The sequence below is a fragment of the Streptomyces sp. NPDC091281 genome (assembly GCF_044757425.1).
Classification (GTDB): Bacteria; Actinomycetota; Actinomycetes; order Streptomycetales; family Streptomycetaceae; genus Streptomyces.
In genome coordinates, this window is record NZ_JBIVUY010000009.1 from 1 (window position 1) to 19358 (window position 19358).

Consider the following 19358-nt stretch of genomic DNA (forward strand, 5'->3'; position numbering starts at 1 on the left):
TCGACGCCTCCCTCCCCTACGCCTCCACCCTCTGCGGCGCCTGCTACGACGTCTGCCCCGTCGCCATCGACATCCCCGACATCCTCGTCCACCTCCGCGAACGCGTCGCCGACCAGGGCGGCCCCGGTCACCGGCTGGAGCACGCGGTGGTCCGGGCGGCGGGCGCGGTCCTGGACCGGCCCGCGCTGTACGAGGCCGCCCAGCGGACCGCCGCCGCCACCCGGCGCCTGCACCCCCGGCGGCTGCCCGGCCCCGGCGCGGGCGCCTGGAGCGCGGAACGGGACCTGCCCCGCGTGGCCGCCGAACCGTTCCGCACCTGGTGGCGCGCCAACCGCCCCACCGGGGAGCACCCGACCGGGGAACACCCGCACGCCGAGCCCCCTGACGGTGCGCACCCGACCGCCGAGCCCCCGACCGAGGAGCGCCCGTGACCAGCCGTGACACCGTGCTCGCCCGCGTCCGCGCCGCCCTGGCCGACGTACCGGACACCGAACGCCCCGAGGACGTGACCGTCCCCCGCGACTACCGGACCGCCCCCGCCCCCGGTCTGCCGCCGGACGGGCCGGCTGACGCACTGCCGGACGGGTTGGCGGACCTCCTCGACGACCGGCTCACCGAGTACCGGGCGCACGTGCACCGGTGCACGCCCGCCGAGCTGGCGGCGACCGTCGCCGCCGTCCTGGACCGGCAGCGGTCCCGCACGGTGATCGTCCCCGAGGGCCTGCCGCCGCACTGGCTCACCGCGACGACGGCCACCCTGCTCACCGACGACCCGCCGCTCGGTCCGGCCGCCTGCGACCGCGCCGACGCCGTCGTCACCGGATGCGCGCTGGCCGTCGCCGAGACCGGGACCCTCGTCCTGGACGGCGGCCCCGGCCAGGGCCGCCGCGTGCTCACCCTGGTCCCGGACCACCACGTGTGCGTCGTACGCGCCCCCGAGCAGGTCGTCGCCTCCGTCCCCGCCGCGCTGGCGCGGCTCGTCCCGCACCGGCCGCTGACCTGGATCTCCGGCCCGTCCGCCACCAGCGACATCGAACTCGAACGCGTCGAGGGCGTGCACGGCCCCCGCCGCCTCGACGTCGTCCTCGTCCAGCCCTGAACCCTAGGCCGTGTCCCAGCCGCCGCCGACCTCCCCGAGGTGAGACGCCCTTGCCGCCCGAACCCGCGCGCCCGGCCCCCGGCCGCGTCACCTGGCCCCCGCCCGAACTCGCCGTACCGCCCGCGCACCTGCCCCCGACCCCGCCCGTCACCGGCCCCGACGGCGTCCGCCGTCACGACGGACTGAGCTACGCCACCACCTCCGGCTACCGCGCCCGCCTGCTGGACCTCGCCGTCCCCCCGGCCGCCCGGCCCCCGGCCGTCGTGCTCTGGGTCCACGGCGGCGCCTGGATGGAGGGCGACCGGCGCCACCCGCCGCCCACCGTCAGCGCCGACCTCCTCTTCGGGTCCGTGCTGCGCGCCGGTCTCGCCGTGGCGACCCTCGACTACCGGCACGCCCGCGAAGCCCCCTTCCCCGCCCAGCTGCACGACGTGAAGGCCGCCGTCCGCTACCTCCGCCACCACGCCGACCGGCTCGGCGTCGACGGCCGGCGGATCGGCGTGTGGGGGGAGTCGGCGGGCGGCCATCTCGCCGCGCTCGCCGGACTGACCGGCACGGCCGACCCGTGGCTGGAGGGCACGGAAGGCGTCACCGAGGGCGACTCCGCGGTGGCGGCCGTCGTGGACTGGTACGGCATCACCGACGTCGCCGACCTGCTGCCGGACGACCCCGGCCCCCTGGACCCCTACGCCACCCTGCTGGGCGGCGCCGACCCGGCCGACCCCGGCGCCTTGGCCCGGCGGGCGGTCGCGGCCGGGCCCGTCGCGTACGTGCGCGGGGCGGCGCCGCCGTTCCTCCTCATGCACGGCACCGACGACACCCTCGTCCCCTACGCGCACAGCGCGCGCCTCGCGGCCCTGCTGCGCGCCGAGGGCAACGAGGCGGACCTCGTCCCGGTCCCCGGCGCCGAGCACATCTTCCTCAACGCCGACGTCGCGCCGCTGGTCGCGCGAAGCGTCGCGTTCCTCGCCCGGCACCTGAGCGAGGCGCCCGCCCCGGAGACGGTCCCATGAACTGATGAAGCGTCAATTAAACGATGATGCAAGGGAATTGGGGTGAAGTCTTGCATCTCCCCGTGGTTCGACAGCGGTTCCCCCGGGCATGATGGCTCCCTGCCGCACGGCGACCGCTTCCGGGGGGAACCACCATGCTGTCCACGGTCATTCGGGATGTGCCCAGCACGATGTTCGCGCACGTGCTCGGCGCGAAGGGGGTCGCGGTGGTGACCGTCACCCACCGCGTCCAGCAGCTTCCGGCGCGGCCCGCGCGGGGCAGCGCCGGCACCGGCTTCGTCTGCGCCACCTGCGGGAAACGCTTCCGGGTGACGCTGCACAGCAGCGCCGCCACGGTCCGGCGGCGCGTCACCTACCTGCTCCTCGGTCTCCTCTTCCTCGCGCTCGCCGCGTTCCTGCTCTGGCTGACCTTCGCCGTCGGCATCCAGCCGGACGGCCCGGAGGACCTCGACTACGACACCGACACCGCGTCCTGGATGCCGTACACCGGGCTCAGCGGCTTCTTCGCACCCGTCCTCGGCCTGACCTTCCTCCTCCTGGCCCGCAAGTACGACGGTGTCGCCAAGCTCCGCCGCGTCGACGCCGACGGAGCGCCCTCCGTCCTCACCGAGGGGCACAAGCTGATGTCCTGACTGTCCGGGGGAGCCGCCGGGCCGACGTCAGCCCGCGAGGTCGCCGAGCAGGGCCCAGGTGCGGCGGCGGTCCGCGTCCCCGGCGAGGTCGGTGCCGGAGAACACCACCTCCGTGGCCCCGGCGTCCCGGTAGCGCCGGATCTCCTCGGTGACGGTCCGCTCGTCGCCGATCACCGCGACCTCACCGGCCCGCCGCGCGCCGGACAGGTCGACCACGCGCGCGTAGGACGGGATCTGCTCGTAGAAGGCGAGCTGTTCGGTGGCCTTCGCGCGGACGGCGTCGACGTCGTCGGTGACGACGCCGTGCACCAGCGCGACGATCCGCGGCGCGGGCCGTCCGGCCGCCTCCGCGGCCCTGGTCAGCGCCGGGACGATGTGCTCGGCCAGCGCGCGCGGCCCGGCCAGGTAGGGCAGGATGCCGTCCGCCAACTCGCCGCTTGCGCGTAGCGCCTGAGGTCCCATGGCCGCCACCAGCAGCGGCACCCCGCCCTCCGCGCCCGGTACCTGCGCGGGCACGGGGGTGGTCGCGGTGATCAGTTCGCCGTGGAAGTCGGCGGTGCCGGTCTCGGTCAACTGCCGCAGCGCGGTGAGGAATTCACGCAGCCGGGCGACGGGCCGCTCGAAGGGGAGGCCGAAGCCGCCCTCGGTGAGGAACTTGGTGCCGAGGGCCAGCCCGAGGTGGTAGCGCCCGTGAGTGGCCGCCTGCGCGGTGCGGGCCGCGCTCGCCACCGTCAGCGGATGCCGGCCGAACACCGGGATCGCCGAGGTGCCGACCTGGAGCGCGGGCACCTCGCGGCCCACGATCGCCGCCAGCAGCGGCGAGTCCGCGCCGAAGGTCTGCCCGAACCAGGCCGACCGCAGCCCGGCCTCCGCCGCCTCCCGGGCGAGCCGTACGGAGGCGTCGATCTGGTTGTCGGTGTCGATCGCGTGGAGCGCTACGCCGAGAGTCATGTCCAGGCGAACGAGCGGTGCCGGGGCGCCCATTCCGGGTTCCGTGTGACAGTCACCTGTCGGCGGTGTGTCGTCGACGCGACGTGTGTGAACGGGTGTTGCGCCCCCGTGGCCGGACCGGCGCCGGTCCGCCCCGGTCAGTAGTCGCGCCACTCGTCCAGCACGTACTCCAGCACGGCCGGGTCCATCAGCGTGCTGGGCCGGACGTCCTGCCGTCTGCGGTCCACCGGGAACACCGTTGCCGCCTTCAGCACCGCGTCGTCCAGGTAGCGCAGCGGCGGCGCGTCCGGGGCCAGCCGCAGCGCAGGCGGTGTGCGGGTGCCGGGCGCGGCCAGGACGTAGCCCCAGTTGCCGAAGCTCGGCACGTCGACCTGGAAGGCGGTCGTCGCGTACCCCGCCTCCTCGACGGTGCGGGCGATCGACCAGAACGTCTTCGGCGCGAAGAACGGCGACCCGCTCTGCACCATCACCCGGCTCCGCGGGGTGAGGACCTGGTTCAACAGCCCGTAGAACTCGACGGAGTACAGCTTGGCGAGGGCCGCCGTGTCCGGGTCGGGGAAGTCGACGATCACGGCGTCGTACCGGCCGCGCGCGTCCCGCAGCCAGTTGAAGGCGTCCTCGTTGACCACCGTCACCCGCGGGTCCTCCAGCGACCGGTCGTTGAGATCGCGCAGCGGCCCGAACTCCCGTGCCAGCGTGGTCATCGCGGGGTCCAGCTCGACCAGCGTCACCCGCCGCACGTCGTCGTAGCGCAGCACCTCGCGCAGCGCCAGCCCGTCGCCGCCGCCCATGATGAGGACGTCACCGCGGGCGCCCGCGAGCACCGGGTGCACCAGCGACTCGTGGTAGCGGTACTCGTCGACCGAGCTGAACTGGAGGTCGCCGTTGAGGAAGAGCCGCAGGTCCGGCTTCCCGGTGAAGGCGGTCGACCGGGTGACGACGATCTCCTGGTACGGCGTCGTCTCCGCGTGCACGATCGGGTCCCGGTACATCTGCTGACGGGCCGTCACCTCCAGGTCGTCCGCCAGCGCGTACGCCGTGCCGAGCACCCCGAGCACCACCGCCGCGAACGCCAGCAGCCCGTACCGCGTCCGCCGCCTCGTCCGCCGCCGGAAGATCACCAGCACGACCAGCACGCCCGCCACCGCGTTGACCGCGCCCACCACCAGCGCGCCCTTCAACTGGCCGAACGTGGGCAGCAGGAGCAGCGGGAAGCAGAGCCCACCGACCAGCGCCCCGATGTAGTCGACGGCGAACATGTCGGCGACGGCGCTGCCCGCCTCCTGCCGCCGGATGCGCTGCAACAGCGTCATCAGCAGCGGGATCTCCGCCCCGATGAGCAGCCCGACCAGCAGCGCGACCACGATCATCGCGGGGGTGTAGACCCGCAGCCAGGCGAAGGCCGCGTACAGCACTAGCACGGACAGCCCGCCGACCAGCGCGAGCGCCCCCTCGACCAGGGCGAACGCGCCGACCGGGCGGTGCCGCAGAGGCTTCGCGGCGAGCGATCCGATGCCCATCGCGAAGACCATCACCGAGATGACCACCGACGTCTGGAGCACCGAGTTGCCGATGAGATAGCTGCCCAGCGCGGTGAGCGCCAGCTCGTACACCAGCCCGCAGGCCGCGCAGAGGAAGACGGAGAGCAGCAGCAGGAAGCGCGCGCCCCGGCCGAACCCGTCCGCCACGGGAAGCCCGGAACGGCCGGGCGGTTCGGCCGGGCCGACCGGGGCGGCGGTGGCGGGGCCGTCGGCCGTGCCGGGCAGGGGAGTGGTGCCGGTGGTCATGACGCGAGGAGCCTAGGAGAGGGCCGCGCCGACCATGGCGGCGGTCCCCAGGTACATGCCCGCCTGGACCCAGGCGGCGGGGTGCGGACGGCCGTCCTCGTCGTCGAACACGGTCGCGCCCATCCGGCCCGGCGTGAGGACCCCGATCACGATGCCGACCACGGTCATCACGAGGACGCCCGCCAGGCCGTACAGCAGGGTGCTCACCAGGCCGTGGCCGAGGCCCTGTTCGGACTCGCTGGCGCGGATCGCCTCCATGACGACCAGGCCGACCGCGAGGGACTGACTGCCCAGCAGGACGGCCGCGCCCCGGTTGCGGTCGGCCCACACCACGTGGAAGAGCTTCCCCGGCGTGACGAGGTCGAGGGCGAGGAAGCCGGCGGCCATCACCACGAGGCCCACCACTCCGTAGAGCAGGGCCTGGCCGGTCGACTCGAAGATCTCGGTCACTGCGTTGCCTTTCTGGACGGCGTCGTCGTCAGGGTCGGGGGGAGAACAGCGGTCCGCGGAAGCGGAACGGGGCCCGGCGGGGCGTCACTTGCCCGAGCCGGGCCCGCCGCCGCGGAAGCTGTCGCCGTCCGGGTCGGGCCAGTTCGTCAGGTAACTGCTGTGGCGCCGGTAGCCGTTGCGGTAGTCCTCGATCTCGATCCGGCTGCCGCCGCCGTACGGCGTCACGGTGACCATGTCGTCGCGGTACCGCAGGAACTGCGAGGTGCCGCCGCTCGTCCGGTCCAGGGCGCGGCGGTGACCGTGGATGGCGTCCGCGACCCGGGCGGGAGCCGTGGCCGGGGCGAGCCAGTAGCTGCCGATCCCGCCGTCCTTGCGGTACTCCTTGCCGATCCAGCCGCGCGGCACCGCGTTGCCGCCACCGCCCCCGCCGGAGGAGCAGGCGGCGAGCAGGAACACGGCCAGCGCCGCCGCCAACGCCCCGCGCAGCAACCGGACATGCGCCGGCCCGGCGGGCGTCGGCCGGGTGTTCGTCAGCGGGGCGCGCTCCACTCGGGCGCTCTTCATCGGGCCTCCAGCCGGGGGCGCGCCCCCGCGGTCCGCGCCGGGACGCGCAGGGTGCGGGGGAGCGCGACGTGTGCCGCCGTGCGGGGCGTCCCGCCCGGTGTCCGTGCCGCCCGGGAACGGCGTCCCCGGGGACCGACCGGTGGGCGCGGGCGCCGACGGACAGCGGCATGCACGTGGGACCCCCCGGTCAGATCTTGCTATGAGCGGCGCCGAGTATCGCACATACGGCGTACAGGGTCCGAGAGCCGGTGACGGACCGGATCGTTCCGCCGCCATACCCCTGTGACGCACGCCACTCCACGGTGCGGGAACTCGGCGCGGGCTCCGTCCGACGTCTGGGGCGGCACTTCCCGCGGCCGTCCGGTACCCCGCCGGCCGGCCGTCCCGCGCGACGAGAGGTGGAGACCCGGTGACGCACGCCCCCCGACCTTCCTCGCCGTCCCGTCCGGCGGCCCCGTGACGGGCCGCGCGGTGGCGACCCGGTCCGCCGGACGCGCCGCGGCCCCCTCCGGCGCCGCGGACGGCGGACCGATCTGCCGAAGACCCCGGCGGCGGCCGGGGCCCGGATGCGAAGATGAGGCGCCATGACTGCCGGGTGGGGAACGCGCACACTGCGGGCCGCGATGTTCGCGGCCGTCTGCGTGCTGCTCGCCGCCCTCGGCCACGCCCTGATGTCCGAACGCCAGGTGCCCGCGGCGGCGTTGGCTGCCGCACTGGCCGTCACCGCGGCCGTCGGCTGGGCCCTCGCCGCACGCGAGCGCGGACCCGTCCTCGTCGTGACGGTCGTCGTCGCCGCCCAGACCGCGCTGCACACGGCGTTCTCCTACGCCCAGTCGGCGACCGGCGACGGCACCCCCGCCCCGGCCCCCGACGCCGCGGGGACCGCGCTGAACCCCCTGCGCGCCATGTCCGTGCCCTCCCTGCCGGACGCCACGTCCGAGCCGATGCCGATGCCGATGGGGCACATGGGCCACATGAGTCACCTCGGCGGCGCGGACGGCGGGCCCGGATCGTCCTTCGGCATGCTCGCCGCCCACCTCCTCGCCGCCCTGCTGTGCGGACTCTGGCTCGCGTACGGCGAGCAGGCCACGTTCCGCATCCTGCGCGCCGTCGCCGCGCGGCTCGCCGCCCCGCTGCGGCTGCTGCTCGCCCTGCCGGTCCCGCCGGACCGCCCGCGCGTCCGCGCCCGCCGCCACCGCGCCGACCGGGCGCCGCGGCTCCTCCTCGTCCACGCGATCACCTCTCGGGGCCCGCCCCACGGGACCGCTGCCGCCTGACGGCAGCCGGTACCACCGGGGCCGCCCCCGCGCGCCCCGGGTCACGGCCGTCCCCGCGTCCCCGACGCGCACGGCCTCTCCCCTCACCGGACCCGCCCGTGCCGCGCGCGCCCGCCCGCGCATACCGGCGTCCCCGCGCGCGCCACCGCGGCTCCGGATGACCCGAGAAGGACACCAGGTGATCACTTCTGCCCCGCTCGTCTCCCCGGACGCCTGCGGAAAAGGCGGTACGGCGGTCTCGGCCGACGAGTCGATAACCGCGTGGGCGCTCGCCGCCCGGACCGGTGACGCGGTGGCGGTCGAGCGGTTCGTCCGCGCGCTCCACCGCGACGTGCACCGCTACGTGGCCCACCTCTGCGCCGACCCGCAGGCCGTCGACGACCTCGCCCAGGACACGTTCCTGCGCGCGCTCGGCAGCCTGCACCGGTTCGAGGGCCGCTCCTCCGCCCGCGCCTGGCTGCTGTCCATCGCCCGCCGCGCGGTGATCGACAGCTACCGGTACGCGGCGGCCCGGCCCCGGCTGTCCGACACCGCGGACTGGCAGCTCGCCGTCGAACTCGCCCAGCCGCGCGGCCTGCCGGGCTTCGACGACGGCGTCGCCCTCCTCGACCTGCTGGCCTGCCTGCCCGAGGAACGCCGCGAGGCCTTCGTCCTCACCCAGCTCCTCGGCCTGCCCTACGCGGAGGCCGCCGAGGTCAGCGACTGCCCCATCGGCACGGTCCGCTCCCGCGTCGCCCGCGCCCGCACCGCCCTGCTGGCCCTGCTCGACGACGCGGAGCGGCCCGCCGCCACCGAGCCCGCGCCGCGGGCCGCCGCCCCGGCGCTGGTCGCCTGAGCCTCCGGGGCCGGGCGCGCGCCACGGGACGGCCGCGCGCCCGGCCGGTGCGCAGGGCACGCCCACCGGGCGACGGGGGCGACGGGGGTGCAGGGTGACGGGGGTGCCCGGCGGGGCCGCGCGGGGGAGTGGCACGCTGGCGCACGTGACGGAACCGAACACCCTCCGGGCCCACCTGCACCAGGCCGCCACCGGCATCCTGGAGCGCGTCCCCGAGCGGCTGCGACCCGAGATCTACGTCCTGGCGTTCAACGTCTGGCGCGTCGACGCCGACCACCGCCGCCCGTACGTGGACATCGGCCACAACACCGAGAGCCGGTACGCGCGGGCCTGCGCGGAGACCGATCCCCAGGAGGCCCGCTGGAACTACGCCTACTGGCTCCTGGAGGGCTTCGAACGGCTCGGCGGTGTCCCCGAGGACCCGCTCGGCGGCCCGCTCTTCGAGGCGGAGGCCCGCGCCCTCGGCCTCTGGTACGACGGCGCGTCCGACCTCGGCCGCGTGCTCGGGGACGACGTGCTCCGTGAGCGGTCCGCCCGGCTGCACGGCCACTTCCAGGACGCCGTCGTCACCCTCGCCCGCGACCTCCACGCGAGCTGCGCCGTCGAGCGGGCCTTCGGCCGCCCCCTGCCCGTGGTCGTGTTCGACATGGACTGTCCCGGCTGGGAGGAGGAGGCCACCGCGGCCGCCAACCCGGCCGGGCTGATCCGCGACTTCCTGGCGTGAACCGCGCCGCGGCTCACGCCGTCGGCGGCTCGCTGATGTTGACCATCCACGGGATGCCGAACCGGTCCGTGCACATGCCGAAGACGTCGCCCCACATCTGCCGCTCCAGCGGCACCGACACCTCGCCGTCGGCGGACAGCCGCTCCCAGTAGCCGCGCAGCCCGGCCGCGTCGTCCCCGCTCAGGCTGACCGAGAAGGCGTTGCCGGGCACGTGCTCCGTGCCGGGCGGGACGTCGGCGCCCATCAGGGTGAAACCGGCCGGGGTCTCCAGCATCCCGTGCATCACCTGCCCGGCCTCCGGCGCGTCCGGCTGCCCGAAGTCGCCGTAGGTGTGCACCAGCAGCTCGCCGCCGAAGACGTCCTGGTAGAACTCCAGGGCCGCGCGGGCGTCGCCGCCGAAGCTGAGATACGGGTTGAGGCGCGAGGCCATGACCACCTCCGGGAACGGGACGGGGACCGGACGCCCGCACCGTAACGCGGGGAGACGGCCACGGCCTGTCGGGCGACGCACCGTGACACGCCCGGCGGCCCGCCGGGCAACACGCCACCGGACGGCGCATACCCGAGGCCCGCCGACCCGTTGAGCCTATGGTCCGCTTTATGACGAAATACCATATCGCGTACCTCGCGTGCACCGCCGCCGTCGTCGGAGCCGGTCTCGGCGCGGCACCCTCCTCCGCCGCGGGCCACCACACCCACGTGGTCCGGCCGGGGCAGTCGATCCAGCAGGCCGTGGACGCCGCCGCACCCGGCGACACCGTCCTCGTCACCCGCGGCACCTACCGGGAGAGCGTCACCGTCACGACGCCCCGGCTCACCCTGCGCGGCCTGGGCCCCGGCGTGGTGATCGAACCGGGCGCGACCCCCGCGACGACCGCGACCGCCGCCACCCCCGCGACCGGCGCCGCAAGGGTCGCCGCCGACTGCGCTTCGAGCGGCAACGGCGTCTGCGTGGTCGGCACGAAGGCGAACCCCGTCGAGGGCGTCACCCTCTCCTCCCTCACCGTCACCGGGTTCACCAAGTCCGGCGTGCACGCGTACGCCACCGACGGCCTGAACGTCCGCAACGTGACCGCCGTGAAGAACGGCGTGTGGGGCATCGCCCAGGAGGCCTCCACCCGCGGCGTGTTCCGCGGCAACACCGCCCGCGACAACGGCGACGCGGGCCTCTTCCTGGCCAACACCGTGACCGAGGAGGAGGGCGCCACCGACACCCTCGGCACCCGCGTCGAACGCAACCGCCTCGAGGGCAACCGCATCGGCGTCACCGTCCGGCGGCTGCGCAACCTCACCGTCGAGGACAACCGCGTCACCGGCAACTGCGCGGGCGTCTTCCTCGTCGGCGACGAGAACAAGCCCAAGGCGGGCGCGGTCACCGTCGCCGCGAACACCATCGTCGCCAACAACAAGTCGTGTCCCAAGACCGCCCGCCTGGACGCCCTCCAGGGCTCCGGCATCGTCCTCACCGGCACCGAGGACGCCCTCCTGACGGACAACGAGATCCACGACAACGCCGGGAACTCCCCCCTCTCCGGCGGCATCGTGCTGCTCAAGAGCTTCGTCGGCGCCACCAGCGACCGCAACCGCGTCAGCGACAACCGCCTCAGCGGCAACGTCCCCGCCGACCTCGTCGACCAGAGCCCCGGCAAGGACAACACCTTCCAGGGCAACACCTGCGCCCTGTCCCGGCCCGCGGGCCTGTGCTGACGAGCCGTACACCGACACACCCCCGCACACACACGACGTCACCGACCCAGGAAGGCGGACGTATGACGACCGCAGAAACCGCCCCCGCCGCCGCGGCCCCCGCCCCCGCCGGGTCCGCCCCCATGCCCTCGATGCGCCTGCGCGAGCTGGTGTTCGGCGCGGCCTGCGCCGCCGCCCTGCGCGCCGCCGCCCGCCTCGGCGTCGCCGACGCCCTCGGCGAGCGGCCCGTCGCCGTCGAGGACCTCGCCGCCGCCGTGAAGACCGAACCCAAGCCGCTGCGCCGCCTGTTGCGCGCCCTCACCTGCTACGGCGTCTTCACCGAGCTGCCCGACGGCACCTTCGCCCACACCGACATGTCCCGCCTGCTGCGCGAGGACGACCCGCACAGCCTGCGCGCCATCACCCTGTGGTGCACCGAGCCGTGGACCTGGGACGCCTGGCCGAAGCTGGACGAGGCCGTCCGCACCGGCCACAACGTCGTCGAGGACCTCTACGGCAAGGAGTTCTTCACCTGGCTCAACGAGGACGCCCCCGAGTCGGCCGTCGTCTTCAACCGCGCCATGACCACCTCCAGCTCCCAGTCCGCGCGCGACGTCGCCGACTTCCTCGACCTGTCGGGCGCCGGCTCCGTCGCCGACATCGGCGGCGGCCAGGGACACGTCGTGGCCAGCCTGATGGAGAAGTACCCGGCGATCCGCGGCACCCTCCTCGACCTGCCCCGCGTCGTCGAGAACGCCGACCCCCGGCTGCGTCCCGGCGGCGCGCTCGCCGACCGGGTCACCGTCGTCCCCGGCGACTGCCGCGTCGACATCCCCGTCCGGGCCGACGTGTACGTCATCAAGAACATCCTGGAGTGGGACGACGAGAGCACCGCCCGCTGCCTGCGCAACGTCATCGACGCGGGCGGCCCCGGCACCCGCGTCGTCGTCATCGAGAACCTCGTCGACAACTCGCCGTCGATGCGGTTCAGCACCGCCATGGACCTGCTGCTCCTGCTCAACGTGGGCGGCGCCAAGCACACCACCGAGAGCATGCTCGGCCGCCTCACCGCCGCCGGTCTCGTCGTGAACGACGTCCGGCCGGTCAACCCCTACCTGCACGCCTTCGACTGCGTCGTCCCGGCCTGACCCACCGCCGACGACCCGGCCACCCCCGCACGACCCCGTGAACCACCGGTGGCCGGGTCCGCGACGCTCTCGCGGACCCGGCCACCGGTGGCGCGCGGCGCCTCACCCGCGGGCGTCGCGCTCCCAGACGTAGAAGCGGTTCGCCATCGCGTCCTTCGGCGACCGCCACGTCTGCGGGTCGTACGCCCGGACGTACGCCGTCAGCTTCTCGCTGATGTCGCGGAACTCCGGGTGCCCGACCGCCTTCTGGATCGCCTCGCCCGGATCGCGCTCCGACTCGATCAGGTGCATGTAGATGTCGTCGAACTGGAAGAGGCTGCGCCGGGTCACCCCGATGAGGTGCGGCAGCTCCCCCCGGTCCGACTCCGCGAACAGCTTCGCGATGTCCGGGGCGGACCCCGGCGCCATCCGCGCGACGATCAGTTCCTGGTGCGTCATCCTGCTCTCCTGTCCCGTTGCCTCGGCCCGCTGCCGGTCACCACGCTCGGCCGGACCGCGTCAGTCGGCGAGGCTCGGCACGGGCTGCTGCTCCCGCGCGGCCTGCTCGATGCGGTCCCGGATCAGCGCCAGCTGGACCTTGGAGTTCCGGTTGATGTTGTCCGTCATCCAGTCGTCGTCGACCGGCGCCTCGGGCTTCATCGAGAAGTCCTGCGTCCACACCATCCGCACGCCGCCCGGCACTTCCTCGTACCGCCAGCGGATGTTCATGTAGGCGAAGGGCCCGGTCTCCACGCGGCGGGCGTCGACGCTGAGCGTCCTGCGGTCGGCCTCCCGCTCGGAGACCCAGCTCCACACCTTGCCGTTGTCGTCCGGGTGCATGGTGAGCCGGAACTTCGTCCGGGCGCCCTCCTGCTCCAGGATCTCCGCGGAGGCGTACTCGCTGAACAGGTTCGGCCAGTTCGCGACGTCGTTGGTCAGGTCCCAGACCAGGTCCAGCGGCGCGGCGATGGTGATCTCGTTCTCGGTGTGTCCGCTCATGTCACGCCCCCGCCAGGAGAGCGCTGTTGACCAGGTCCAGGAACTCCCGCGGCGACCTGCTGCGTTCCGCGTCCGGCGGCATCGGCGTGTCGTAGCGGTTCTCCAGCTCGCCCACGATGCCCAGCAGACCCAGGGAGTCGACGCCCAGGGTCTCGAAGGCGACGCCGGGGTCGCGTTCCAGGTCGGCCGGGGCGACGGTGACGCCCACCGACTTCCTCATCAGCTCGGACAGTTCCTCGACGGTGATGCGGTTGCTCATGCGGTCTCTCTCCTTCTGTTCTCTGTGCCGTCCCGGTCCGCTACGCGGGACCGGACGCGCCGTGCCGCAGCACCAGCGCCGCGTTCGACCCCATGAGGCCCCGGCTGAGGACCAGCGCCGTGCGCAGCTCCGCGGGCCGGGCCCGGCCGGTGACCAGGTCGAGGTCGAGGTCGTCCCGCGTGTCGAAGACATGCGGGGTGGGCGGGACCAGCCCGTGTTCCATGGCCAGCACCGCCGCCGCCGTGTCCAGCACCGGCGCCGCGCAGTAGCCGCGCCCGAAACCGGACTTGGGGGCCGTCACCGGCACCCGGCGGCCGTGCGCGCCGAGCGCGTCGGCCAGGGCCAGCGCCTCGGCCCGGTCCGCGTCCGGCACGCCGAGCGCGTCCGCGAAGACCACGTCGATCTCCTCCGGCGCGCACTCCGCCTCCGCCAGCGCCGCCCGGATCGCCTCCGCGAGGCCCGCGCGGGACAGGTCCCAGCGGGAGGCGCCGGTGAACGTGGCCGCGTGCCCGGCGATCGTCGCCCGCGCCCGCGCCCCGCGTCGCCGGGCGGCCTCCTCGGCCTCCACCACGAACATCGCGCCGCCCTCGGCGGGCACGAACCCGCAGGCCGCGTCGGTGAACGGGCGGTAGGCGCGGGCCGGGTCGGCCTCGGTGCTCAGCTCCGCGTACCCGAGCTGGCACACCACCGAGTACGGCGCGAGCGGCGCCTCGGTCGCCCCGGCCACGATGACGTCGGTCCCACGGCGTACCGCCCGTGCCGCGTGCGCCACGGCGTCCAGGCCGCCCGCCTCGTCGGAGGCGACGACCGAGCAGGGGCCCTTGAAGCCGCGCCGGATCGAGATCTGGCCGGTGCTCGCCGCGTAGAACCAGGCGATCGACTGGTACGGCCCGACGAACCGGCTGCCCTTGCCCCACAGCTGCTGGAGCTCGCGCTGACCGAACTCGCCGCCGCCGGACCCGGCCGCGGTGACCACACCCACGCCGTACGGCTCGTCGCCGGTGTCGGCCTGCCCGAGCCGGGCGTCGGCCAGGGCGTGGTCGGTCGCCGCGAGCGCGAAGTGCGTGAAGCGGTCGGTCTGCACGAGGTACCGCTCCTCGACCGACGCCGTCGGCTCGAAGTCGCGGATCTCGCCCGCCACCCGCAGCGGCAGGTCCTCGCAGCCCTCGCGGGTGACCCGGTCGAGGGCGCTGAGGCCCTCCTGGGTCGCCTTCCAGAAAGCGTCGGTGCCGACGCCGTTGGGCGCGACCACACCGATCCCGGTGACGACGGCGCGCCCCGGTCGGGTCCTGGTCATCGTGTGTTCTCCCTCCGCCGGTTGAGGACCACCGCCGACTGGAACCCGCCGAACCCGCTGCCCACGGAGAGCACGCTGTCCAGCTTCCGTTCCCGCGCCTCGCGCGGCACGTAGTCCAGATCGCACTCGGGGTCGGGGGTGGTGTAGTTCGCGGTGGGCGGCACCACCTGGTGCTCCAGGGCCAGCACACAGGCCACGACCTCGATCGCGCCGATCGCGCCCAGCGAGTGGCCCACCATCGACTTGATGGAACTCATCGGCGTCGCGTAGGCGTGCTCGCCCAGCGTCCGCTTCACGGCGGCCGTCTCGTGCCGGTCGTTCTGCTTGGTGCCCGAGCCGTGCGCGTTGACGTAGTCGATCCCGGTCGGGTCGGTGCGCGCGTGGTCGAGGGCGTGCTCGATGGCCCGCGCCATCTCCAGGCCCTCACTGGTCAGCCCGGTCATGTGGTAGGCGTTGCCGAAGGTGGAGTAGCCGCCCAGCTCGCAGTAGATCCGCGCGCCGCGCGCCTTCGCGTGCTCCAGCTCCTCCAGCACGAGGACGGCGCCGCCCTCGCCCATCACGAACCCGTCCCGGTCGGCGTCGAACGGCCGCGACGCGTGCGCCGGGTCGTCGTTGTTGCACGACGTGGCCTTGATCGCGTCGAAGCAGGCCATCGTGATGGGGGAGATGGGGGAGTCCGAGGCGCCCGCGAGGACGACGTCCGCGCGGCCCTCCTCGATGGTGTGCAACGCGTACCCGACCGCGTCCAGGCCCGAGGTGCAGCCCGTCGACACCGTCTGCACCGGGCCGCGCGCCTCGAACCGCTCCGCCACCGTCGCGGCGAGGGTGGCCGGGGTGAACGCCCGGTGCAGGTCGGGCCGGGCCCGGGTGGGGTCGACGTCCCAGCGCTCGCCGCCGTGGCTGACGAGCACGTAGTCGTTCTCCAGCCGCGTGGTGCCGCCGACGGCGGTGCCCAGCGACACCCCGACCCGCCACGGGTTCTCCCGGCCGAGGTCGAGCCCGGAGTCCTGGACCGCCTCGGCGCCCGCGACCAGCGCGAACTGGATGTAGCGGTCGCTGCGGGCGGTCTGCTCGGCGTCCAGGCCGTACGCCGCCGGGTCGAAGTCGCACTCGGCCGCGATCCGCGACCTGAGACCCGACGGGTCGAAGAAGGTGATGCCCCGCGTCGCGGTCCGCCCGTGGGAGAGCAGGTCCCAGAACGCCGGCACCCCTATGCCGCCCGGGGCGACCACACCTATGCCGGTGACCGCCACCCGCCGGGTCATGAGCCGGCCTGCCGTCGTCCGGCCGCCCGGACCGCTCCGCCGTGCGCCCCGGCGGGCGCGCCGTCGGCCGCCACCGCCTGCGGGACGGCGTCGGGCACGAACGGGATCGCGTCCTCCTCCGTGTCGACGTGGCCGAGGGGCGGCGTCGGCGCCAGCGGGCCGAGGTGGAACACCATCCGCGCCTCGACCTTGCCGACGTTGCGGAACCGGTGCCGCATGTTCTTGGGGATCATCAGCCCCTGCTCCGGCTGGAGCGCGAACGGCTCCCCGTCGAGGTCGACCTCCAGCTGACCGCACACCACGTACACGAACTCCTCGGAGTACGGGTGGTAGTGCTCGCCGATGCGGTCGCCCGGCTCGATCAGGGCCAGGCCCATGAAGCCGCTGGTCGAGCCGACCGTGGCCGGGGTGAGCATGGCGCGCAGGTCGCCGCCGCGCCGGGTGTTGGGCTCGACCTCGCTGAGGTCCACGATTCTGGGACGGGATGAGATCACGACGTAGCTCCGTTTCGTGTGCTGGTGCGGCCGGGCGCCCCGCGCCCGCCTGCCGGGGATCGGGCGGTGCGGACGGCTCAGGCGTCGGGCGCCCGGCGGTCGGTGACGAGGTCCATACGGGCGAGGTCGAGCAGCCGGGGCGCCGAGCCGTCGCGCAGCGCGTCCGGGTCGGCGGTGAAGGCGTTCCCGTCGAGCAGCCCCGTCAGCTCCGCCGAGCGGGCCGGGTCGGTGAGACCGAGGACGGTGCCGGGGTCGATGGCGATGCCGCCGCGCACGTCGATCAGCCGCATCACGATGTCGTCGCGCTGGAAGATCGTGCTGCGCAGCACCGGGCTCGTCGGGTCGTCCGCCGCCCGCTCGTCCTGCTGGGCGAGGAGTTCCGCCAGCCGCAGCCCCTTGTTCTCGCGGGCCGGGTAGTACAGCGCGTGCCGGACGACGTCCGCGCCGGACTCGCCCGCCGAGACGTGGTGCACGGCCGGCAGGGCGGCGCGGGTGAAGAACACCCGGGCGGACTCGGGGTCGTCGAGGTCGCGGTCCTGCTCCAGGTACGGGTTGATGGCCTCCTCGACCGCCCGCACCTCGGGCTGGCGGGCGACGTGCCGCAGCGCCGCGAGGAGGTCGCCGCGGACCTCGATGGCGCGCACCACCCGGTTGCCGTGCATGAACAGCGAGGTGCGCAGCAGCCGCGTCTGGTCGTCGACGTGCGGCTCGGGCGAGGCGTAGTCGGAGAGGATCTTCGCGACCTTCTCCTCGGTGCCCGGCCGGACGGTGAAGGTGATGGCGTGCCGGATGACGCCGTCGCCGATGCGCGGGGACGTCTGGAGGCGCCGCTCGCCGGGCTCGGCCGTCGCCGCGGGGCCGCCGGTCTCGCGCACCACGTGGAAGCGGAGTGAGCGGGTGTCGCTCACGCAGTTGTGCAGCGGCTTCACCATCTCGACGTGCTCCTCGCTGTTGACCCAGGTGAGGAACGGCGGGGCGCTCTCCCACTCGCTGGTGATCAGCCACTGCGAGGGGTTCTCGATGGACTGGCAGAGCTGGTCGCTGACGTGCCCGGGGACGGACGCGACCTGGTTGCACAGCTGCTCGTACGCCTCCAGGAACTGCTGCTGGGCGCCGTCGTAGACGTCCACCAGGAGGACGACCCGGAGGTGGGACCCGTCGAAGACGGACTGGGAGACCCGCTGGGACGCCTGACGGGCCGGAGCGGGGGAGACGGGGGCCGGGTGGGGCGCGGGGTTCGTGGCGGCGGACGTGGTGGTCATCGTGGGGGACTCCTTTGAGGAAGCCGTCAGGCAGCGGAGAGGGCGGGCGCGGGGTGGGACGGGAAGGGGGAGGGGACGACGCGACGTGAGCGTGATTCGATCCTGTGGCGGTCCAGACCAGTGCGCGACCGGGAAGGACTACGCGGGTGACCGGGCCCCCTCGTCCGTGTGAGAAACGGGTCCCGGACCCGCCCCGTACGGCGGTTGGCGCTCACTTGAGGTGCGCGAACACCACGAGGTTCTCGGTGTAGTCCTTGACGGCGCGGTCGTAGTCGCCCGCGCAGGTGATGAGGCGTACCTCGGCGCGGGGCGTGTCGCCGTACACCCGGTCGCTCGGGAAGTCGTCCTTGGCGAAGTTCTCCGCGTCGTCGACGACGAAGGTCGCCTTGCGTCCGTCGGCCCGGCGGATCTGGAAGGTGTCGCCCTTCTTCAGCTCGCTCAGCCGGGCGAACACGGCGGCGGAGGTGGCCGTGTCGACGTGCCCGGCGACGACCGCGGTGCCGCTCTCCCCGGGCGAGGCGCCCTTGGCGTGCCAGCCGACGAGGTTGGTGTCGTGCGCCGGGGGCGCTTCGAGCTGCCCGTTCTTCGCGATGGCGAGGTCGGTGAACGGGGCGTCGACGTCGATCTTCGGGATGAGCAGCCGGACGGGCGCCGACCGGGGCAGCCGGGGGCCGACGGGGCGGGCGTCGGGGGAGGCGTGCGCCGAGGATGCGGACTGGGGGGCGGCCCGCGGCGGGGCGGGGTCGGCGGACTGCGGGTCGGGGTCGCCGAACAGGCGTACCGCCAGCACCAGCAGGACCCCGGCGCAGAGCAGGGTCGTGCCCCGGCCGGGGCGGGCGGCGGCCGTGCCGTCGGCGGAAGAGGTGGGGGAGTCTGCCATCGGGAGCGACCTCACTTGCGGTTCACGGCGGCGGGGCGGGGAACGGCGGGGAAACGGCCTGGGAAGGCGACCGGGGTGCCCGTGCGGGGGCCGGAAAGCGAGCCGGGCCGCCACCTGGAACGCGGGTGGCGGCCACGGCTGCTATGTCGCCCGGCACGGGTCAGGCCAGGCCGGCGGCCGACTTCTTGCGACGCGCCGCGTACAGGCCGGCCCCGGCGAGGGCGAGCACGGCCAGACCGCCGGCGGTCACCGCGGGCGTGTCGAGCGCGCCGCCACCGGTGTGGACGCCGCCGCTCGGCTTCTCGTAGCCGCCGCCACCGCCGCTCCAGGACTCGTTGCTCTCCTCGCTGTCCTTGGTCCAGGAGGAGTCCTTCTCCTGCTCGCTGTCCTTCTTGTACGTCTCCGGGTCGTGCTTCGGGTCGCGCGCGGTGCCCCAGTCGTCGGCGTTGACGGCGGTGAGGGCGCCGCCGCCGGTGTGCATCCCGCCGCGCGGCGCGTCGTGCCCGGACTCGGTCCTGCCCTCGGTCTTGTGCTCCTTGCTGTATCCGGAGTCGGCGTCGTCGTGGTCCCAGTCACCCGCCGCGTACGCGCCGGGCGCGGCGAGGGCGAGAGCGGCGGAGGCCGCCGCGGTGGCCAGGATCAGGCGTGCAGAGCGCATCTGTGGGTCCTTCCGTCCGGCCGGGCAGCTGTCGCTTCGTCAGCTGGGGAGACCCGGCCCTGACGTGATCCACCGTCAGTGACAGTTCCGTCCGCCACC

The 19358-nt window shown here is 74.4% G+C and carries 23 protein-coding genes; 9 read left to right on the top strand and 14 right to left on the bottom strand.

Annotated elements, in window-relative coordinates; genetic code table 11:
- The 4 genes from ACIQPQ_RS23150 to ACIQPQ_RS23165 all read left to right on the top strand — a co-directional run.
- A partial coding sequence (locus tag ACIQPQ_RS23150; RefSeq protein ID WP_401306497.1) for a lactate utilisation protein LutB domain-containing protein occupies nt 1-431 on the top strand: 431 nt, incomplete at its 5' end.
- On the top strand, nt 428-1099 hold the full coding sequence (locus tag ACIQPQ_RS23155; protein WP_401306500.1) for a lactate utilization protein C: 672 nt from the start codon (nt 428-430) through the stop codon (nt 1097-1099). The genes ACIQPQ_RS23150 and ACIQPQ_RS23155, both read left to right, overlap by 4 nt.
- A gap of 50 nt (nt 1100-1149) precedes the next feature.
- Nucleotides 1150-2112, top strand: a complete 963-nt coding sequence (locus ACIQPQ_RS23160) for an alpha/beta hydrolase fold domain-containing protein (protein ID WP_401306503.1) — start codon at nt 1150-1152, stop codon at nt 2110-2112.
- Between the two features lie 134 nt (nt 2113-2246).
- The gene (locus ACIQPQ_RS23165) at nt 2247-2744 is read left to right on the top strand and encodes a hypothetical protein (RefSeq protein WP_401306505.1); all 498 of its coding nucleotides are present in this window, start codon (nt 2247-2249) and stop codon (nt 2742-2744) included.
- Between the two features lie 27 nt (nt 2745-2771).
- Here ACIQPQ_RS23165 and ACIQPQ_RS23170 read toward each other — a convergent pair whose 3' ends face one another.
- The 4 genes from ACIQPQ_RS23170 to ACIQPQ_RS23185 form a co-directional block, all read right to left on the bottom strand.
- Nucleotides 2772-3695, bottom strand: a complete 924-nt coding sequence (locus ACIQPQ_RS23170; protein WP_401306508.1) for an LLM class F420-dependent oxidoreductase — start codon at nt 3693-3695, stop codon at nt 2772-2774.
- A gap of 137 nt (nt 3696-3832) precedes the next feature.
- Nucleotides 3833-5482 carry a polyamine aminopropyltransferase gene (locus tag ACIQPQ_RS23175; protein WP_401306510.1) on the bottom strand — a complete coding sequence of 550 codons (1650 nt, stop codon included), beginning with the start codon at nt 5480-5482 and terminating at the stop codon, nt 3833-3835.
- Nucleotides 5483-5494: 12 nt separating this feature from the next.
- Nucleotides 5495-5932, bottom strand: coding sequence for a DUF350 domain-containing protein (locus ACIQPQ_RS23180; RefSeq protein ID WP_401306513.1), 438 nt, complete (start codon nt 5930-5932; stop codon nt 5495-5497).
- A gap of 84 nt (nt 5933-6016) precedes the next feature.
- Nucleotides 6017-6496, bottom strand: a complete 480-nt coding sequence (locus tag ACIQPQ_RS23185) for a DUF4247 domain-containing protein (protein WP_401306516.1) — start codon at nt 6494-6496, stop codon at nt 6017-6019.
- Between the two features lie 584 nt (nt 6497-7080).
- On the opposite strand from ACIQPQ_RS23185, the gene ACIQPQ_RS23190 reads away from it, so the two are divergent.
- The 3 genes from ACIQPQ_RS23190 (at nt 7081) to ACIQPQ_RS23200 (ending at nt 9332) form a co-directional block, all read left to right on the top strand.
- Nucleotides 7081-7773, top strand: a complete 693-nt coding sequence (locus tag ACIQPQ_RS23190) for a hypothetical protein (RefSeq protein ID WP_401306518.1) — start codon at nt 7081-7083, stop codon at nt 7771-7773.
- 157 nt (nt 7774-7930) lie between these two features.
- Nucleotides 7931-8608 (top strand): sigma-70 family RNA polymerase sigma factor, encoded by a 678-nt coding sequence (locus ACIQPQ_RS23195; protein ID WP_401306520.1) that lies wholly within the window; start codon nt 7931-7933, stop codon nt 8606-8608.
- Between the two features lie 145 nt (nt 8609-8753).
- Nucleotides 8754-9332 carry a hypothetical protein gene (locus ACIQPQ_RS23200; RefSeq protein ID WP_401306523.1) on the top strand — a complete coding sequence of 193 codons (579 nt, stop codon included), beginning with the start codon at nt 8754-8756 and terminating at the stop codon, nt 9330-9332.
- Nucleotides 9333-9345: 13 nt separating this feature from the next.
- On the opposite strand, the gene ACIQPQ_RS23205 is transcribed toward ACIQPQ_RS23200, so the two are convergent.
- The gene (locus ACIQPQ_RS23205) at nt 9346-9762 is read right to left on the bottom strand and encodes a VOC family protein (RefSeq protein ID WP_401306526.1); all 417 of its coding nucleotides are present in this window, start codon (nt 9760-9762) and stop codon (nt 9346-9348) included.
- A gap of 170 nt (nt 9763-9932) precedes the next feature.
- On the opposite strand from ACIQPQ_RS23205, the gene ACIQPQ_RS23210 reads away from it, so the two are divergent.
- Both ACIQPQ_RS23210 and ACIQPQ_RS23215 read left to right on the top strand, forming a co-directional pair.
- A complete protein-coding gene (locus ACIQPQ_RS23210; RefSeq protein ID WP_401306528.1) occupies nt 9933-11039 on the top strand; it encodes a nitrous oxide reductase family maturation protein NosD in 1107 nt (368 codons plus the stop codon).
- A gap of 62 nt (nt 11040-11101) precedes the next feature.
- The gene (locus ACIQPQ_RS23215; protein ID WP_401306530.1) at nt 11102-12166 is read left to right on the top strand and encodes a methyltransferase; all 1065 of its coding nucleotides are present in this window, start codon (nt 11102-11104) and stop codon (nt 12164-12166) included.
- A gap of 102 nt (nt 12167-12268) precedes the next feature.
- On the opposite strand, the gene ACIQPQ_RS23220 is transcribed toward ACIQPQ_RS23215, so the two are convergent.
- The 9 genes from ACIQPQ_RS23220 to ACIQPQ_RS23260 form a co-directional block, all read right to left on the bottom strand.
- Nucleotides 12269-12604: a TcmI family type II polyketide cyclase gene (locus ACIQPQ_RS23220; RefSeq protein ID WP_383774038.1), complete on the bottom strand. Its 336-nt coding sequence runs from the start codon at nt 12602-12604 to the stop codon at nt 12269-12271.
- 60 nt (nt 12605-12664) lie between these two features.
- Nucleotides 12665-13144, bottom strand: a complete 480-nt coding sequence (locus tag ACIQPQ_RS23225; protein WP_401306532.1) for an SRPBCC family protein — start codon at nt 13142-13144, stop codon at nt 12665-12667.
- A gap of 1 nt (nt 13145) precedes the next feature.
- Nucleotides 13146-13403, bottom strand: a complete 258-nt coding sequence (locus tag ACIQPQ_RS23230; RefSeq protein WP_383774034.1) for an acyl carrier protein — start codon at nt 13401-13403, stop codon at nt 13146-13148.
- A 40-nt stretch (nt 13404-13443) separates the two neighbouring features.
- Nucleotides 13444-14700 carry a beta-ketoacyl synthase N-terminal-like domain-containing protein gene (locus tag ACIQPQ_RS23235; protein ID WP_401306536.1) on the bottom strand — a complete coding sequence of 419 codons (1257 nt, stop codon included), beginning with the start codon at nt 14698-14700 and terminating at the stop codon, nt 13444-13446.
- A complete protein-coding gene (locus ACIQPQ_RS23240; RefSeq protein ID WP_383774030.1) occupies nt 14697-15965 on the bottom strand; it encodes a beta-ketoacyl-[acyl-carrier-protein] synthase family protein in 1269 nt (422 codons plus the stop codon). The genes ACIQPQ_RS23235 and ACIQPQ_RS23240 overlap by 4 nt, the downstream gene beginning before the upstream one ends.
- Nucleotides 15962-16435 (bottom strand): cupin domain-containing protein, encoded by a 474-nt coding sequence (locus ACIQPQ_RS23245; protein WP_401307148.1) that lies wholly within the window; start codon nt 16433-16435, stop codon nt 15962-15964. Before ACIQPQ_RS23245 ends, ACIQPQ_RS23240 begins: the two co-directional genes overlap by 4 nt.
- A gap of 101 nt (nt 16436-16536) precedes the next feature.
- Nucleotides 16537-17721: a SchA/CurD-like domain-containing protein gene (locus tag ACIQPQ_RS23250; RefSeq protein ID WP_401306538.1), complete on the bottom strand. Its 1185-nt coding sequence runs from the start codon at nt 17719-17721 to the stop codon at nt 16537-16539.
- 211 nt (nt 17722-17932) lie between these two features.
- Nucleotides 17933-18601 carry a class F sortase gene (locus tag ACIQPQ_RS23255; RefSeq protein ID WP_401306541.1) on the bottom strand — a complete coding sequence of 223 codons (669 nt, stop codon included), beginning with the start codon at nt 18599-18601 and terminating at the stop codon, nt 17933-17935.
- Nucleotides 18602-18761: 160 nt separating this feature from the next.
- Nucleotides 18762-19259 carry a hypothetical protein gene (locus ACIQPQ_RS23260; RefSeq protein WP_401306544.1) on the bottom strand — a complete coding sequence of 166 codons (498 nt, stop codon included), beginning with the start codon at nt 19257-19259 and terminating at the stop codon, nt 18762-18764.
- Nucleotides 19260-19358 lie beyond the last annotated feature (99 nt).